Annotated in this window: 12 protein-coding genes; 3 read left to right on the top strand and 9 right to left on the bottom strand. The window is 71.7% G+C overall.

All coding sequences use genetic code 11. From position 1 onward, the window contains the following. Window positions 1-5: 5 nt before the first annotated feature. The 9 genes from ACQP1K_RS05780 to ACQP1K_RS05740 all read right to left on the bottom strand — a co-directional run bounded on the left by ACQP1K_RS05780 (window position 6) and on the right by ACQP1K_RS05740 (window position 11,466). Window positions 6-1,013, bottom strand: coding sequence for a DNA-3-methyladenine glycosylase family protein (locus tag ACQP1K_RS05780; RefSeq protein ID WP_433499829.1), 1,008 nt, complete (start codon window positions 1,011-1,013; stop codon window positions 6-8). 7 nt (window positions 1,014-1,020) lie between these two features. After that, window positions 1,021-2,115, bottom strand: a complete 1,095-nt coding sequence (locus tag ACQP1K_RS05775; protein ID WP_433499828.1) for a sugar phosphate nucleotidyltransferase — start codon at window positions 2,113-2,115, stop codon at window positions 1,021-1,023. 16 nt (window positions 2,116-2,131) lie between these two features. Further along, window positions 2,132-3,259: a glycosyltransferase family 4 protein gene (locus ACQP1K_RS05770; RefSeq protein ID WP_433499827.1), complete on the bottom strand. Its 1,128-nt coding sequence runs from the start codon at window positions 3,257-3,259 to the stop codon at window positions 2,132-2,134. Window positions 3,260-3,563: 304 nt separating this feature from the next. Further along, on the bottom strand, window positions 3,564-4,565 hold the full coding sequence (locus tag ACQP1K_RS05765) for a lysylphosphatidylglycerol synthase domain-containing protein (RefSeq protein ID WP_433499826.1): 1,002 nt from the start codon (window positions 4,563-4,565) through the stop codon (window positions 3,564-3,566). Continuing rightward, on the bottom strand, window positions 4,562-5,413 hold the full coding sequence (locus tag ACQP1K_RS05760) for a methyltransferase domain-containing protein (protein ID WP_433499825.1): 852 nt from the start codon (window positions 5,411-5,413) through the stop codon (window positions 4,562-4,564). Before ACQP1K_RS05760 ends, ACQP1K_RS05765 begins: the two co-directional genes overlap by 4 nt. Window positions 5,414-5,516: 103 nt before the next feature. Beyond that, the gene (locus tag ACQP1K_RS05755; protein ID WP_433499824.1) at window positions 5,517-6,587 is read right to left on the bottom strand and encodes a glycosyltransferase family 4 protein; all 1,071 of its coding nucleotides are present in this window, start codon (window positions 6,585-6,587) and stop codon (window positions 5,517-5,519) included. A gap of 12 nt (window positions 6,588-6,599) precedes the next feature. After that, entirely contained in the window at window positions 6,600-7,502 is a 903-nt protein-coding gene (locus ACQP1K_RS05750; protein WP_433499823.1) for a glycosyltransferase family 2 protein, read from the bottom strand. 133 nt (window positions 7,503-7,635) lie between these two features. Next, on the bottom strand, window positions 7,636-9,735 hold the full coding sequence (locus ACQP1K_RS05745; RefSeq protein ID WP_433499822.1) for an LCP family protein: 2,100 nt from the start codon (window positions 9,733-9,735) through the stop codon (window positions 7,636-7,638). 258 nt (window positions 9,736-9,993) lie between these two features. Continuing rightward, complete coding sequence (locus ACQP1K_RS05740) at window positions 9,994-11,466, bottom strand: hypothetical protein (RefSeq protein WP_433499821.1); 1,473 nt, start codon at window positions 11,464-11,466, stop codon at window positions 9,994-9,996. Window positions 11,467-11,558: 92 nt separating this feature from the next. Between ACQP1K_RS05740 and ACQP1K_RS05735 the strand changes: the two genes are divergently transcribed. The 3 genes from ACQP1K_RS05735 (at window position 11,559) to ACQP1K_RS05725 (ending at window position 17,153) form a co-directional block, all read left to right on the top strand. Next, window positions 11,559-13,739 (top strand): hypothetical protein, encoded by a 2,181-nt coding sequence (locus ACQP1K_RS05735; RefSeq protein ID WP_433499820.1) that lies wholly within the window; start codon window positions 11,559-11,561, stop codon window positions 13,737-13,739. A 19-nt stretch (window positions 13,740-13,758) separates the two neighbouring features. Beyond that, window positions 13,759-14,679 carry a permease-like cell division protein FtsX gene (locus ACQP1K_RS05730; RefSeq protein WP_433499819.1) on the top strand — a complete coding sequence of 307 codons (921 nt, stop codon included), beginning with the start codon at window positions 13,759-13,761 and terminating at the stop codon, window positions 14,677-14,679. 284 nt (window positions 14,680-14,963) lie between these two features. After that, the gene (locus ACQP1K_RS05725; RefSeq protein ID WP_433499818.1) at window positions 14,964-17,153 is read left to right on the top strand and encodes an acyltransferase family protein; all 2,190 of its coding nucleotides are present in this window, start codon (window positions 14,964-14,966) and stop codon (window positions 17,151-17,153) included. Window positions 17,154-17,171 lie beyond the last annotated feature (18 nt).

Below are 17,171 nucleotides of genomic sequence, written 5' to 3'. Positions count from 1 at the left end.
CGTTGTCAGAACGAGCGGTAGTCGCGGGCGGGCATCCGGGGACCGCGAGCGGGTGGGCGGATGCCGCTGAGCTCGACGAGCCTGATCACCCGGTGGCGGTGCCCCCGGAACGGCTCAAGCAGGGCGAGCATGCCGGCATCGTCGGTCTTCCGGCCGGTCAGCGCCCATCCGAGGATGCCCGGCAGATGGTAGTCGCCGACGCTGGGCGCGTCGCAGTCACCGTGGGCACGCTGGCGCACCTCGGCCGACGTCCATACTCCGATGCCCGGCAGCGCCCGCAGCAGGCGGTCCGCCTCGGCCGAGCCCGCCTCGCCACATGTGGATTCCAGCCTCTCGGCATGGCGTGCCGCGTTGACGACGGTCCTGGCCCGTACGGCCTCCGCCCCGGCGCGATGCCAGTCCCACGAGGGGATCTGCCGCCACACCTCGGGCGGCGGGATCACCGTCATCCCCTCGGGGGCCGGTCCCGGCGCGGCCTCGCCGTACCGGCGGACGAGCCACCGCCAGGCCCGCCAGGCCTCCCTGCCGACGACCTTCTGCTCCAGCACGGCCGGCACCAGCGCCTCGAAGACTCGTGAGGATCTCCCGATGCGCAGCCCGGGATGGCGGGCGGCGGCCCGGGCGACGAACATCGCACGCCGGGCCTGCCCGGTCTCGCCGTGACGGGCCCGCCGGGTGAGATCGGCCAGCAGGCCGGCGAACCCGGACACGTCGTCGTCGGCGCCGAGAAGCCCCGGCAGCGTCTCCAGCGCCCACTCCGCTCCGGGCCCCCAGGCCCGGGCGCCGACCTCTCCTGCTCCGTCCGCCGTGGTGATCCGCAGCGTGGCCGGGCCGTCGGGGGTTCGGGTCGTACGCCAGACGGCGCCGTCCGGAGTACGCCGCCAGGTGGGATCGGAGCCCCCGCGCCGGTGGGGCGCCAGCGTGAGCGCCACGTCGACCGGCGCGTCCGGCCGCCACCCGCGTTCGGACGAACGCGGCGGGGCGGACACCGGCACGGGAACGAGATCGGACACGGAGTGATCACATATCGCTGGAGAATCTGACCGACGTATCCGATATTACGGACCTGGGCCAGATCCGGACGCCGCCGCGGAGTTCGTTGCCCGGCTCGATGACGGCCTCGTCACCCACGATCGCGTCCTCGACCACGACACCCGGGCCGATCCTGACGCCGCGCCCCACCACGGATCGCGACACCTTCGCCTGCTCGGCGATCTCGGCGCCGTCCATCACCACGCTCGCTTCGACCACAGCGCCGGACGCGACGAGCACCCCGCCCCCGATCGTCGAGCCGCCAGCCACCTGCGCGTCCGGGGCGATGACCGCCCCCTCCGCGACGAGCGCCGGCACTCCCTGGACGGGCAGTGCCGGGGACCGCACCCGGCCGAGGGTCAGATCGCGGCAGCACTGGACGAAGGCGGCCGGGGTCCCCACGTCGAGCCAGTAGGCCGGGTCCACGTGCCCGATAATCGGCACCGACTCGGCCAGGAACTTCGGGAACAGCTCGTATTCCACTGAGACCGGACGGCCCGCCGGGATCTCGTCGATGACGCCGCGACGGAAGATGTAGCAGCCCGCGTTGACCTGGTCGGTGATCGGAGTCGGCGACTTCTCGATGAACGCCTTCACCCGGCCGTCGGCCTCGGTCAGCACCGAGCCGTACCTGCGCGGGTCCTCCACGGTGGTGAGATGCAGCGTCACGACGGCGTCGGCCTTCTCGTGCGCAGCGGCCTGGGCCGTCATGTCGTGGTCGGAGATGATGTCCCCGTTGAGGATGAAGACCGGGTCGTCCGGCCCCGACCGCAGTGCCGCCGACGCGTTGCGTATCGCGCCTCCGGTGCCGAGCGGCACGTCCTCGGTCACGTACGTGATCTCCAGCCCGAGTCTGTCGCCGTCGCCGAAACTTTCAGCGAACATCTCCGCGCGATAGGCCGTGGCGAACACCACGTGCCGCACCCCGGCGGCGGCTGCGCGCGCGAGCTGATGTTCCAGCAGCGGCACCCCGGCGGTGGGCAGGAGAGGTTTGGGAATCGACATCGTCAACGGGCGGAGGCGCGTCCCCTGACCACCGACGAGGAGGATCGCCTCAAGCGATCGCGAACTGGAGTCACCCATAGCCCGGCAGACTAGCTCAGGTGTCCATCGCGCGCTGATATGACGCGAGATGGGCCTCAGCGGACAGCCGCCAGGTGAACTCCCGGGCCCGGTCGACCCCCGCCGACGACAGCGCCGCCCGCCGTTTCCGCGACTCGAGCAGCGCGCGCAGCGCGGCGGCGACGCTCTCGGCGTCCGGCTCCGTGTAGGCGACCGCGTCGCCGCCCACCTCGGGAAGCGAGGCCCGGTGGGTGGTCAGCACCGGAGCACCGCACGCCATCGCCTCCAGCACCGGCAGCCCGAACCCCTCGCTGCGCGACGGGAACGCGACCACGAGCGCGCCGCCGAGGAAACCCGGCAGATCCGAGAAGGGGAGATATCCGGGCCGGACGATCCTGATCCTGGACGGCAGGCCGGCCAGCGCCACCTCGACATCGCCGTCCCAGCCCGGCCCGCCCGCGAGCGCCAGAGCGGGCGGCGCAGGCAGATGCTCGACCGCCTCGGCGAAGCCGCGGATCAGGTTCGGCACGTTCTTGCGCGGTTCCAGTGCGCCCAGATAGGCGACGTACGGCTGACCGTGCAGGCCGATCCGGTCGGCGACCCGGCGGATCTCGCGTTCGCCGGGCGGGTGGAACAGCGTGGGATCCACACCGTGATAGGCGACGTCGATCCGGGCCGGATCGGCCCCGAGCACGCGGACGAGCTCGTCCCGCGTGGCCCTGGACGGCACGATGAGCCGGTCGGCCCGCCGTACGGCGGTGCGCGTGGCCGAGCGGAAGAACGACGCCCTGGCCGTGTCGTGCCGCTCCTGCTCGGTGAAGCAGGCCACGTCGTGGATGGTGGCCACGACCCGCAGACCGGAGCGCAGCGGGATCGAGTAGTACGGGGCGTGGATCACGTCCGCCCCGGCGCGCTGGGCGAGGACGGGCAGGCCGAACTGCTCCCACGCCAGGCGCTTGCCCCGGTTGGTGATGGCGACCGGGCCGGCCAGGATCCGCGCGGTCGGGGCGAGCTTGCCGTACCGCTCGGCGTCCGCGCGCTGGCATACCACGGCGAGGTCGGCTCCGGCCTCGTGCAGGGCGGCGACCAGTCCGTCGACGTACCGGATCAGCGCGCCGCGATCGGCGGGAACCGCCGCGGCGTCGACGAGCACTCGAGGTGTCAACCAGATCGCTCCCCTCGGCGAGCCCCGGCGGCGGGAGCGGGCCCGCCCGCCCGGACTCATTGGTCCGACGGTCATCCGGCGAGGGCGGCCAGGGCCGTGCCTACTGCTCCCCCCGTGAGCCCCGGTGATCCTTCGGTTCACCGGGCGATGACGGAGAGTCCTCCCGCGGTCACCCTTCACCTTCACTCTCTTCCCGGACGTCCCCCGAACCGTGGCGGGAATCACCTGTGTGACCAGCCGAGAATTCCGGAACCCACGCCCATTACGCGGAAATGCCCGGCGAACGCGCGATTTGTACGGAATATCAGTGCTGCTTGGCGTTCTCGGTGGCACCGGAGGGAGAGACGGCGCGCCGGGAGACGAGGCCGGCCAGGGCCGCGCAGACCAGGTCGCCGACCGAGACGATCAGCCGGGAGCAGAGCACGGCCGCGGTGGCCGAGCCCTGATCGAGCACGGGGGCCAGCGCGGCGAACATGGCGACCTCCCGGACGCCCACGCCGGCCGGCGCGATCACCGCCAGGAAGCCCAGGCACCAGGCCAGCGCGAACGCGCCGAAGCTCAGGATCACCGCGGTCGCCCCGGTGCCCCCGAGGGCACGCACGATGAGGACGAGGTGCACGCCGTACGCCGCCCAGCCGGCCAGCGCCCATCCCGCGGACACGAGCACCCCCCGGCGGGTGAGCGGCCGCTCCAGCGGCGGCCGCCGCAGCCTGCGCAGCCCGAAACCGATGACCCCGTTGACGACCGCCGGATGCAGCGCGGCGACCAGCACCGGGATGAGCAGCAGGAGCCAGGCGAACCGGGCCACGGACTCCCCGGCAGGCACGGGCAGCGTGACGGCCGCCACCAGCAGCCCACTCGCCAGATAGACCGGATATGTCAGGAAGAAAGCGGCGGCGCTGCGCGATCTCGGAATGCCGTGATCACGTCCCATCTCCATCTGGGCGAGCACCGGCCACAGCGACCCGGGGATGTACTTGCCGAGCTGACCCACAAAAAAGATCTTGGCGGCGTCCGGGAACGCCAGCGGCGATCCGAGGTCGGCCAGCAGCGCGCGCCACATCATCATCCCCGCGACGAGCGCGCCGAGCACCGCGGCGAGCGACCCGGCCAGCTCCGGCCACGACAGCCGGGCGAACCCGTCGGAGACCTCGGCCCACCGCCCGGCGACGGCCCATGCGCCGAACCCGAGTGCGACGACCAGGAACAGCACGCGGACCACCCTGCGTCCGCTCATCCGGCGGCCCGACGGCTCGGCGGGCCGGCTCCCCGGTTCGCCGAGCTCCCCCGGCTCGCCGAGCGTCACGGCGTGCGTACCGGCTCGGGCGGCTGCGGGAGCGCGCCGCCGAGCGGCCGCCGGTGCGTCTTGGTGGCGACCCAGAGATACGTCGGCACGACCGGCAGGAGGGCGTGCAGCGCCGCGCGCGGCGTCCGCGCCAGGGTCTCCCGTACGGCACGGCCCACCGGCCCGGGGAACAGCTCGCCCCCGGCGAACCGCTCCGGCGAGGCGAGCACGGGGAAGGTGTAGTCCCACACGTGGAAGGCCTCCAGCATCCGCCGCAGTCCGCGACGGGTGCGGAAACGCTCGTAGTAGTGGTCGGCCCGGCCGAACGCCCTGACGTACCGGTCGGCGGCGGCCGGCGGCAGATAGGACAGGAAGGGCAGCTTGTAGTGCGGCTCCATGACGCCGAGCCGGTTGCCGAGCCCGAGATAGAGGACCCCGTCGTCGGCGAGCACCCGGTGCATGTCCCCGATCACCGCGTCCGGGTCGACCACGTGCTCGTAGATGTGGTTGAAGACGAGCACGTCGAGCGACCCGTCCGGGAACGGCAGCGCGCCGCCGTCGGCGCAGACGAACCCGACCCGCGCGCCGAACCGGTCGGCCGCCTTCCGCAGCCCGGGCACGTCGATGTCCACGCCGAGCGTGTGACCCGCGCCCGCGCGGGCGAGCTCGTCGGCGATGAACCCGGCCGAGCAGCCGACGTCGCCGACGGTGAGCCCGGCGAGGATCTCACCGGGATCGGCGTTCTCCCTGCCCAGGAAGTGCGCGAGCACCGCGATGATCTTCGCGGCCTTCCTGCGGCGCTTGTCCTCGTCGAGCATCGCGGCCTGGAACTCGGAGTATTCGAGCTGGGCCGCCCGCTGTGCGCTCACGACCGCTCACCGCCACGACGCCCGTGATCAGGGTTCCGTTCCACGGTGCCCAACAGTACCTTCGCCCGGCCCGCCCGGCGCGCGATCCGCCGGGCCGGTGAGATCACGCGAGAAGCGTGTCGAGATAGGCGGCCCAGTAGGGCTCGGGGTCGACGGGCCGGACGCAGTCGCGCAGCCGTTCCGGCGTGCCCGGCTCGTAGAACCGCTTGAGCGCCTCGGCCAGCGCGCCCACCGAGCCGGGCTCCACCAGCAGGCCGTCGACGCCGTCGGAGACGTTGTCGGCCAGCGCGCCGACGCGGGTCGCGATCACCGGCACGCCGTGCTCGTGGCCGAGCCACACGTTCTGGCTCGCGGTCGCCGAGCGGTACGGCAGCACGAGGGCGTCGACCCCGGCGAACAGGCCGGGCACGTCCTCGGCCGCGACGTACCCCGGCCGCAGCTCGACCCGTTCCGTCAGGCCCAGCTCCGCGACGAGCGCCCGGGTCTCCTCCAGGCCGCCCCAGAACTCCCCGGCCACGGTCAGGCCCACGTCCGGCAGCCGGGCCAGCGCCCGCAGCAGCAGATCGAGGCCCTTGTAGGGGCGGACGATGCCGAAGAACAGCAGCCTGCCGTACGGCTCACGCCCGCCGGCCGCGGCCGGGCTCCGCGCCGGCAGGTGCGGCGGCAGCGCGGCCACCCGCACCGGCGTACCGGTGAGCCCACGGGCGGCGGCCGCCTGCTGCTCCGAATGCACGAGCACCCCGGCGGCCCGCCGCAGCAGGGCCCTCATCAACGGCACGTCGTACGGCTTGCGCTCATGCGGCAGCACGTTGTGACACAGCGCGACGACCGGGGCGCGTCCGCTCAGGCCGTACAGAATGCCCCGGTAGGCGGGCACCTGCACCGGGCTGAGCACGGCGAGGACGACGAGGTCGGCCGCGCGCAGCCGCCTGCCGCAGCGGACCCAGCCGTCCGGCCGCCGCCAGTCGAGGTCGCGGCGGGTATGCGGGTACGGCTCACCCTCCGGGCTGTCGATCGTCTGCTGCCCGGGATAGAGGAACGCCGGATACTGCGCACGCCACGACTCGATCACCACGTCGTGGCCCCGGGCGTGCAGCCGGTGGGCGAGCTCGGTCGTGTGCTGTGCCCCGCCGCCCTTGTAGGGATGGGTCGGGCCGACGATCGAGATCTTCACGTGGTGGCCCGCCTAATGGTCTCTGGACCGGACGATCAGGTCGGCCAGCAGCGCCATCGAGCCGATGATCAGACCGCTGACGAACATCGTCACCGTGTTCTGCGCGAGGGAGAACGGGTCCTTGACCATGTCCCAGGTCAGCCCCTTCACCACGGCGATGACGACCAGCCAGATGGCGGGCGGCATGAGCACCTTGAGCGGGTTGAAGTACATGATCATCCGCAGCACCTGCAGGATGTAGCGGTAGGCGTCGGAGACGAAGCCGAACTTCGACTTCCCGGCCCGCTTGGCGTACTCGATCGGCAGGTAGTAGACGGCGTGCTGGTTCGACAGGAACGCCAGCGTGATCGTCGTCACGCAGGAGAAGCCGGGGGGCAGCAGCCGCAGGTACGGCTTCGCCACCGACTTGCGGAAGGCACGCAGACCCGAGTTGAGGTCGGGGATCTTCTGCCCGGCCAGATGCTCGGCGACCTTGCGGATGAACCACTTGGCCGGCACCCGCAGGATCTTGTGCGAGCCCTCCTCGCTGGTGCGCGCCCCGACGACCTGGTCGATCGCCGAGTCCTTCTCCAGGAGCCGGATCAGCTCGGGGATGCGCTCGTTCGGATACGTCATGTCGGCGTCGGTCCACACGACGATCTCGCCGCGGGCCTCCTGGCTGCCGATCCTGCGCACCGTGCCGGACCCGCCGTTGCGGTGGAACGCCTTGACCCGCATGTGCGGGAACCGCGGCGCCGCCTCGCGCAGCCGCGCCAGGGTCTCGTCCGTGGAACAGTCGTCCACGGCCAGCAGTTCGTAGGTGTAGCCGCTGTCGTCCATCGCCGCGCAGATGCGCTCGACCTCGTCGATCACGTGGTCCTGCTCGTTGTAACACGGCAGGACGATCGTCACGTACGGATTGTCGACGTCAGACACGGCGCTTCCAGAGGTCTCGGGCGGGCTCACGTCCGGTTAATGTACTCTTCCCCGTCAAACCACGACCTCACTTCGGCTCCCCCGGCCCCCGTACGACCCATGCCGCAGGCTCTCCCGCCGGGGCGGTCCGAGATCAGGTCGCGCAGATGTTCGTCTCGGCCGTCACCGCGTTGTCCCCGACCTGGATCGGCGTCTTGACGCCGTCCCAGTCGGCGCCGATCACGAGCTGGATGATCGGGCCGGGCACCTTGCCCTTCGGCGCGTCGGCAGGGGGGGCCGCTGGTGTGAAGGGGGTCACCGTGCCGGCGACGACCTTCCCGGTCTCGGGGGCGACCTGGGCGGTCTCCTCTCCCGTGCGCACCCGGACCTTCCCGGTGAGCACCTTGGCGTAGTCCCAGCCCTGCCCGGTGTAGCGGATCATCGTCTTGGGCTGGTCGGTGTTGTCCGGCCGGCGCGCGTCGCCGACGCCGACGACCTTGAAGCCCTCGGCGGCCAGCGCCTCGGCGACTTCCCTGGCCTTGCCGTTCTCGTTGGTGCCGTTGAACACCTGCACCTTGACCTGCTGCGGCTTGGTGACGGTCGGCTCCTTGGGCTTCGCGCCGGGCGAGGCGGCCGCGCTCGGGGACGCCGTCGGGGTCACCTCGGTGTCGTTCCTGATCGCACTGAACAGGTTCTCCGCGTCCGGCTGCTTCCACTGCACGCGGTTCTTGTCGGGAGCGTACGGCTCCCACGGCACCGTCGTCGCCTTGAAACCTTTGGCGGTGAGCTTCGAGGCGCTCTGCGCGATCTGGATGAGCGTGTCGGTGTTGAGGTCGTCGTCCATGGTCACGGACTGGGCCGTCGCCTCGATGAACGCCGTCAGCTTGCCCATGTCGGTGAGCAGGGCCCGGCTGGTGGCCTTCTTCACCACCTGGGAGATGAAGACCTGCTGACGCTTGATCCGGCCGATGTCGCTGCCGTCGCCGATGTGCCGCAGCCGCACGTAACCGAGGGCGGCCTCGCCGCGCACCACCTGGCGCCCCGCGGGGAGGTTCAGCTTCGACTTCTTGTCGTTCACCGCCTGGGGCAGGCAGATCTCGACGCCGCCGAGCGCGTTCACGATGTTCTTGAAGCCGGTGAAGTCGACCTTCACGAAGTGGTCGATGCGGATCTTCGTCAGGTCCTCGATGGTCCGCCGGGTGCAGCGCATTCCACCGTCGGAGAACGCCGAGTTGATCTGTGCCAGGTGTTGCGGGATGACCGCGCCGGTCTTCGTGTTCTTGCAGGCGGAGATCATCACCATGGAGTCGCGTGGGAAGCTGAGCAGCGTCGCGCCGTCCCGGTTGGGCGACACGTGCAGAAGCATGATCGTGTCGGTGCGCTCGCCGTCGTTCTCCATGTACTGGCCGTACTTCTTGTTGTCCCCGGTCCGGGTGTCCGACCCGACCAGCAGCACGTTGATCGCACCCGTCTGGTTCTCGGGACGGTTCTTGTCGAGCTCGTCGGTGGACTTCTCCCGGCCGATCAGGCCCAGCGTGCTGCGATAGGTCTTGTACGCGGTGAGCGTGCCGATGACCAGCACGCTGGTCATGACGATGCTGACCCAGCCCCACAGACCCGGCCCACGCCGTGCGCCGCCGCTTCCGCCTCCTGCGGCGTCGCCGGAGGATCCTCCGCCGCCGCGTCGGCCGCGGCGGCCGGAGCCCTCGGGCTCATCGGCGGGCGGACCGTGGCCGTCCGCCACCGGGAAGGCCGCGGCGGATTCCTCCCCGCCGCCTCTGCGCCCGCGACGTCGTCTCGGCCGATCCTCCTCGTAGAAGTCGTCGCCGCCGGCGGGTGCCGCCGGCGGCGGTGGTGTGTAGGCCCGGACGTCCTCGCCGGTCGGGTGGCCGCCGCGCCGCCGCCCGCGAGGGGCCGCGTAGTCCTCCCGGCCGCCGTGGGAATCCCCACCGCCGTAGGAGTCGCCGTAGGAGGTCTGGGCGTCGCCGTAGGAGGTCTGGGCGTCGCCGTAGGAATCACCGCCGTACGAGCCGCCGTAGGCGCCGTCGTGTGAGCTCTCGTAGGAGAACTCGTCCCGATGGCGCCGGCGGCCACGCCCGCCGCTCCCGGCGCCGGAACGGCCGTGCGAGGCGGAACCGCCGTCCCGCGCGCCGCCGCCGTACGCCCCGGAGTCCTGCGGCCCCCAGACCTTCTGGTCCGCAGGAATGGGCGCGCTCTGCTGGTTGCGGGTGGAGGCACGGCGACGCTCGCTCATCGGACGGCCCTCGTCACACAATCGGATGGAGGCACAGGCGGACGATCGGAGGTGCTACTGATCCGCTCGCGCACGTGTCCTCCTTGCTCGGCGATCACCCGTCGCGCTCACGAGATTAGGTCACGGAGGCGAGTCGAGGCGCCTTGATTGATGGGATCGGAGCCGCGACCACTCTCTTGCGATCACTCTGTGAGGCCCCGGACGATCCAGCGGCAGATCATACTAAAAGTGGGACATTTTGCGGTACGTCGCTGACAATCACTTTACTCGCGCTTTACCGCCTTCCGGGTCGGAACGGTCCCCCGCTCCGGCGTCGGGATCGACGTGAACGCGGGCGCGTACGCCCATGGCCAGGGCCGCCGCGAGGCAGGCCAGCGGGGTCGCGGGCAGCACGTACCGGTAGTCGAACTGTGCCGTGGCCGCTGGAACGATCAGCAGGACCCAGGCGGCCGCCCCGGCCACACCCCACGGCGTCCCCTTCCCGTGCGGGAGACGCGGGACCCGGCGGAGACGCGGAACCAGCGGCAGCAGGAGCACGGCGAGCAGCACCGCCCCCGGCAGGAACGCCACCTGCTGGTAGGACCGCATCCAGCCGGCGTACGGCTCGGCGATCCGCACGGTGATCGGGCCCCGCTCATATCTCTCGGCGAACTCCTTCCCCACGATCGCCGGCCGCCGCTCAGGCGGTGGGGGCGTGGTCGCGGGGAACTCGTAGTATCCGTAGATCTCCGCGTCGGGGTAGACGTGCCGCCGCCAGGTGAACGTCCGCCCCAGCTCGGTCAGGGTCGCCGCCGCGTAGTCGAGCGGCTGGCTCCGGATCGCGAGCCAGGCGAACCTGCCGGCCAGCGCGTCGGTCTCCGCGGTGAACGTGATGCCGGGCAGCCGGACCACGGGCGAGTCGTCGCTCCAGACGTACTCCTGCATGGTCGGACGCTCGACCGGAGGCCGGGGATCGCACAGCACGGCCAGGTCGGCGGGCGGCCGCATGATCGAGCAGTCGGCGAAGACCATCGTCCGCGCGTAGAGGAAGACCCCGTTCGCCCCGACCAGGCCCACCCGGTGGTGCGCCGCGTGGAACCAGCCCATGTACGCCGCCAGCGGCGCGAGCGCGGCCAGCAGGAACGCCCCCACGCCCCGCCGCGCGTCTCGTCGCACCGCTCGCGCGCGGCCGAAGCCGTACCGGACCAGGAAGAACCCGAAGACCACGATGAGCGGGAGGCCGACGGTCCTGGTCAGCGTCGCGGCGGCCAGGATCAGGCCGAGGGCGGCCGCCGCCCCCGTGGACGGCGGGCGGCGCAGCGCGAGGCAGGCGGCGGCCACGACGAGGAACGTGAACAGCGTGTCGGAGACGAGCAGGTGCTCCATCTCGATCTGGTACGCGTCGAGCAGGACGGGGGCCGCGGCGAGCGCGGCGAGCGAGACCGTCAGCCGGGTGCGCCCGCACCGCCGCAGAACGGTGGCGTAGATCATGACGCCGGCGAGCAGCCCGAGCGCGTGCTGGACGAACGTCACCACGGCGAAGCTGTGGAACGGCTCGAACAGGCGCAGGAACATCGAGTAGCCGGCGGGCCGGACGAGGTCGGGTCTCGGCCGCATGGCGGTCACCACGTAGGTGTAGGAATCGGGGAACCACAGCGCGGGCCGGTAGCCGAGCGCGGTCACGATCCGCAGGGCCGCGCCCAGTCCGAAAACCCCCAGAAACCACCCGTGCCGACGGGCCAAGACCGTCACCCGCAACTGCGGCCCCCAAGCTTGTCCTGGGCGTACGCTACCGGACCGTGCGGGGGAGACGTTCGATCGATTCGAGTCCGCTGAGGGAGAAGGTGTCAGGACGGGCGGTTACGCTCGGCGTCATCGCGACCGACCGCTCTCCGCACCGACAGACGGCCCGGCCCTCGGCGGGCCGCGTGCTCGCCGTCGGGTCCGCCGTGCCCGTGCTCGTCCTCAGCGGATGGCTGCTCGCGGGGCTGCCGCTGCTGCTGCTCGGCTGGTTCCGGCCGCTGCCGACGCTGGTGGCCGGGGGCGGGCTGGCCGTGCTGCTGTGCCGGTACGGCCTGCGCCGATCTGCCGAGACGATCTCCGCGACGGCCGGGCAGACGGCGGCCGTGCTGGCCATCGCCGCCGCCTCCGGCGTCTTCAACGGGATCTTCCGCGGCGAGCAGCTGCTGGTCCGGCGTGATCCTGGCACGTACGCGCAGTACGCCATCTGGCTGGCACGGCACGGCTCTCTGCCGATCCCGAGGGGAGACTTCGGCGGCCCCGACCCGGCCCTGTGGTTCGACGGCATGGGCTTCTACGCCACAGACGACGGGATCCTCCCCCAGTTCATGGCCGGGTCTCCGATGATCCACGCGATCGGCGACTGGGTGGCGGGCATCCCCGGCCTGCTGCTCGTGCCGCCGGTGCTGGGCGCGCTCGCCGTGCTGACCTTCGCCGGGACGGTGGCTCGCCTGGCCGGCGCACGCTGGTCCCCCCTGGCGGCGCTCGCGTTCGCGGTCGGCCTTCCGGTGCTCTACACCTCCAGGACCACCTTCAGCGAGATCCCCTCGCTGATCCTGATCTTCGGCGGGCTGAGCCTGTGGGCCGACGCCTGGCGCCGGGCCCGATCCGATCGGCCCCGGTCTCCGCAGACGCCGACCGGCCGGACCGGGGCGGGGGTGCCCGCCGCGCTCGCCGGACTGGCCTTCGGACTCTCCCTGCTCGTCCGCATCGACGGCCTGCGCGATGTGCTGCCCGTGCTGCCGTTCGCCGGGCTGCTCATCGCACTGCACCGGATCTCCCGTACCCGCGCCGACGGCGCATCGCTCCCCGCGGGCATGGCCGGACGGCTCGGCGTGCCGCTGCTGGGCGGGCTCGCCGTCGGGGCGCTCTGGGGCCTCACGGCCTGCTACGTCCTCGCCCGGCCGTACGCCGAATATCTCTCCGGCTCGCTCAACCCCCTGCTGGGCATCTGCGCCGCCGTGCTGGTGCTCACGGCGGCGGGTACGGCTCTCGCGCCGCGGCTCGCGGCGGCCCGGCTCTCGCGCGGCGATCCGTTCGGCCGGCGGGTCCGGCTGCCGGTCCGGCGGCTGCCGGAGGTCGCGGCCGGGCTCGTCGTGCTGGTCATGGCGGCCCTCGCCGTACGCCCCTGGGTGCAGACCGTGCGCCGGGTCCCGGACAGCCCGGAGGACGCGCTGACGGCGGAGTTCATCGAGAAGACGCAGGAGGCGAACCGCCTGCCGCTCGACCGCACCCGCCTCTATTACGAGGACTCGCTGCACTGGTTGTTCTGGTACGTCGGGATTCCCGTGGTCGTGCTGGCCACGCTGGCGGCGGCCGTACTCGTCCATCGCCTGGCCAGGGGGCGGGAGCTCGGCCGGCTGCTGCCCCTCGCGATCATCGGGTGGACCACGTTGACGACGCTGTGGCGGCCCGGCATCACGCCGGATCACCCCTGGGCCTCGCGGCGGCTCGTGCCCGTGGTGATCCCCGGGCTGATCCTGCTCGCCGTCTGGGGTCTGCGGTGGCTGCGTGCGCGAGCCCGGGGTTCCGGCCGCCGCACCGGTCCGCTGGTGGTCGCGGGGGCCGTGCTGCTCGTGGTCCCGGCCGCCGTCACGTCGATCGGCACGGCGTTCTCACCGGTGAACCGGGGTGAGGCCGCCGCAGCGGCCGATCTGTGCGCCGCGCTCCCGCGGAACGCGTCCGTGCTCTTCGTCGAACGGGTGACCGGTGACCGCTTCGGCCAGCTCGTACGCGGGGTGTGCGGGGTGCCCGCCGCCCGGGTCGCCTTCCCGCCCGGCACCAGCGTGCCGCTGTACGCCGACGTGGCGCGGCTGATCGGCGAGGTGCGGGCCACCGGACGGGTCCCCGTGCTGCTCGCCGCCCAGGCGGACCAGCTGGAGCCGTACGGCACGGCCTCCCCGGTGGTGGCGCTGCGCACCCGTCAGGACGAGCGTTCTCTGGTTGATCCGCCCGACGGCACCTGGTCGCTCAACATCGACGTCTGGATGACCGTCCCACAGTGATGATCGGTACAGTCCCCGCATGCGTCCGTCGCCAGAAGATCCGCGAAGTGAGGAACTGTCGTTCGGCGCCGACTCCGGCGACGGGCCACGGCCGAGCGAGCGGGCCGCCGCCTGGGCACGGGCGCGCCGGAGGCCGCTGACCGTGGTGGGGTTGTCGGTGGCACTGGCGGCCGGACTGGGCGTGAGCGGCCTGCACCTGTACGGGAAGTCCGGTCGGCCGCTACCACCCCCGGACGGCCCCTGGCCTCAGACGGGCCGGCTTTCGGTGTTTCTGTGCAGGGGCACGGACTTCGACGCCGGTTGGGAGACCTGCCGTGCCGGAGGGGCGGCCACGGCGGCCGACAAACAGAAGATCGAGGCAGGCCTGCGGGCGATGCCGGAACTACGGGATATCCGCTTCGAAAGCCGGGAGGAGACCCGCGCCGATCTCCGGGAGAAATCGACAAGGGGGACAGAGCCCGACCTCATCGACATACCGGAGGCGTACCGGGCCCGCGTCAAGCCCGGGGACTGGACGGCGCTGCGGCACCGGATCGAGGCCCTGCCGGGAGTGGCGAACGTCTTCCTGTTCCGGGACGGCTTCTGGTGGGACAAGGCGGACATCGGGATCTCCCTCTGTCCCGAGTCGAGCAGCCTGCCCACCGACCCGTGCAAGGGGCGGGGCAGGCCGACCGACGACGAGAAGCGGAACGTCCTTGACCGCATCGAAGCCCTGCCCGACGTCGAGGCCGTCTACCTGGAGGACCCCGCGCACTACCTGAAGACGCTCCGCCACTCCTACTGGGAGGAGACCGGTTCAGCCGCGAACGACGTCGCTTATCTGCCCGAGACGTTCTACGTGAGGCTGAAGAGGCCGCCGGCGAGGGACGAGGTCGAAAAGATCTTCGAGGGGATGCCCGGGGTGAGCGACGTAACCGATATTTCCGTATTCCGGCGCTGAACCGCCCCGGCGTCACCGCTCTCCTTCCGCTCGGCCGAACCTGAAGATCCGCTAGGTGTCACATCGGTTACGTTTAGTCCCTGGCGCGACAGGTGTTCGCCGGAACGTTAGGGTTGGTGATCGGCGGACGCGCCGTGTTCGCCCGTTGAGGGTGATGTGCCGGGCCGCCTTCGCTAGTGTCCGAACGCCGGCCGCTTCGCGCGGATCCGAGGATTCGCAGGGCCCGGCCTGCCCCTCAAAGCCCCACAGCCCGAGCCTTCCACAGATAGCTGAGCGTTTCTCTCGTGAGCGACATCCGTCATCACCTTCCGGCCCAGGTCCCGCAGTCAGACGTCAACGCCGACGACGAAGAGGCCCCCACCGGCGTGATCAGCCGGATCACCGTGGATTCGCCCGGCCCGGCGGAGAGCGGCGACCGTCAGCGAGCGGAGCACGGCCCCGGTCCCGCGCACTCGGGCCCGGACTCCTCCACACTCGCGAGCTCCTCGCCCCACGCGGCCTCCTCGGCCTACTCGGCTTACCCTGACGCCTCGGTTCCGCTGGCCGCCCCACCGTCCATGACCGCCACACCGCCTCCGGCTCCCCCGGCCGACGGCTCCGCCGGTCCCCACACCCCCGGGCAGGGACCGCTCGACAAGCCGCCCCTCCCGGTACGGCGACCGCGCAGGCGGGGCGCCGCCGGGCTCGGCGGGACGCCGGGTGGACAGCAGCCCGCCGCCGCCTCCTCCGAGTTCGACTACTTCTCCACCTCCCGGGGCCATCACGCCGATCCCCCGGCCTCCCCGGCTCATCCGTCCTCCCCGGCTCATCCGGCCGCCGCCGGGGCCTTCGGCCGGCACGAGCCGTACGGCGACTGGGAGCGGGACGGGCCGGCGACGGAGATCCAGTCGCCGATCCAGTCGTCCCAGTTCCACGCGCCGCAGTGGCCGGATGCCGCGCCCGGGGCGGCGCCGTCGCCCGCCCAGTGGGACCCCTGGAGCCGGACCTCGGGAGGGCCGGCCGACCACGGCGGCACGACGGGCAGACCGGGCGGCCGTACGGGCGCCACGGACGACGAGTTCCCCGGGGGGGCGCCCCCGCTACCCGCCTGGGTCCCGGCCACGAGCTGGGAGGACGACGGCGGGGACCGCCGGGACGCCGCGGCGTTCCGGGACGTCCAGGAGGCCGCGACGGAGGTGCACGGGTTCCAGGCATTCCCCGGGGCCACGGACCCCGATCCCTTCGGCGGGCGGCAGAGCGTCCGCGAAGAAGGCTTCGGCCACCGCCGGACGACCGCCGGGTACCCGCAGGATCGGCGGCAGCACCCCGCCGGGCTCGATCACAGGCGGCAGCCCGATCCGGAACCGGACCCCACCCCCCGGCCGTCGCGCAAGCGGCAGCGCGATCCCTACCTGGACAACGTCAAGTTCCTCCTGATCGCCCTGGTGCCGCTGGGCCACTCGCTCGTGCCGACGCTGTCGGCGAGCTCCGCGCGGGCCGCGTACCTTTACATCTACGTCTTCCACATGCCGCTGTTCGTCATCATCAGCGGTTATCTGTCCAGGAACTTCTGGAACTCGAACGCCAAGACGAACAAGCTGGTCGACACGTTCCTCGTGCCGTACGTGATCGTCGAGGTGGGCTACGCCCTGCTCCGCACCGCCCTCGGCCAGAAGTGGTCTCTCACGATCATGGACCCGGCCTGGCTGAACTGGTATCTGCTGGCACTGCTCTTCTGGCGGCTGTCCACCCCGGTGTGGAAGCGCATGCGCTATCCCGTGACCATCGCGGTGGTCGTATACCTGTTCTCGGGCTTCTCCAACCTCAGCGGCGACTTCAGCATGGACCGGTTCTTCGGGCTCATGCCGTTCTTCGTCATCGGCCTCGTGCTCAAGCCCGAGTACTTCGACTACCTCCAGCGCCGCTGGGTGCGGGTGCTGTCCGTGTGCGTCCTCGTCGGCGGCGCGGCCGTGGCGATCTTCCTGGTGACCAGCTTCACCGTGAAGCTCGGCCCGATCTACTACAAGAACAGCTACGCCCAGCTGCACCTGGTCTGGTGGAAGGGCATGTTGCTGCGGACGGCGCTGCTCGTCGCCGCGCTGGCCATGTCGGCGGCCGTGCTCTCGCTGGTCCCCCGGCGGGAGACCTGGTTCTCCGACCTCGGCACCCGCACGCTCTACTGCTATCTCCTCCACGGGGTGCCCGTGCTGATCGCCAAGGAGATGGGCTGGCTGAGCGTCCCCTGGCTGTACGGCCCGCTCGGAGTGGCGGCGATCGCGAGCGCCTCGTTCGCACTGGCCATCGTGCTGTGCATGCCGATCACCCGGACCGTGTTCAAGTGGCTGCTGGAACCGCGGCTGGTCTGGCTCTACCGCAGGCCGCGCATGCAGCCGGCGAAGATCCAGCAGTCCCAGGGAGAGCACTCGCCGTCCCCCGACGCGCAGCGACCGCCCCAGGCGGCTCATCCGGTGGCCGCGCCTCAGGCTCGTCGCTAGATCTCACGTATGCGGGCG

It is taken from the genome of Sphaerimonospora sp. CA-214678 (genome assembly GCF_050942215.1).
Lineage (GTDB): Bacteria > Actinomycetota > Actinomycetes > Streptosporangiales > Streptosporangiaceae > Sphaerimonospora.
Note: the sequence above shows the minus strand (reverse complement) of the source record. Positions and strands in the feature narration are given on the sequence as shown.

Excerpts from the sequence above, each read along its gene's own strand:
- ACQP1K_RS05775 (WP_433499828.1), bottom strand. The coding sequence starts at position 2,115 with ATGGGTGACTCCAGTTCGCGATCGCTTGAGGCGATCCTCCTCGTCGGT.
- ACQP1K_RS05745 (WP_433499822.1), bottom strand. The coding sequence starts at position 9,735 with ATGAGCGAGCGTCGCCGTGCCTCCACCCGCAACCAGCAGAGCGCGCCC.
- ACQP1K_RS05730 (WP_433499819.1), top strand. The coding sequence starts at position 13,759 with ATGCGTCCGTCGCCAGAAGATCCGCGAAGTGAGGAACTGTCGTTCGGC.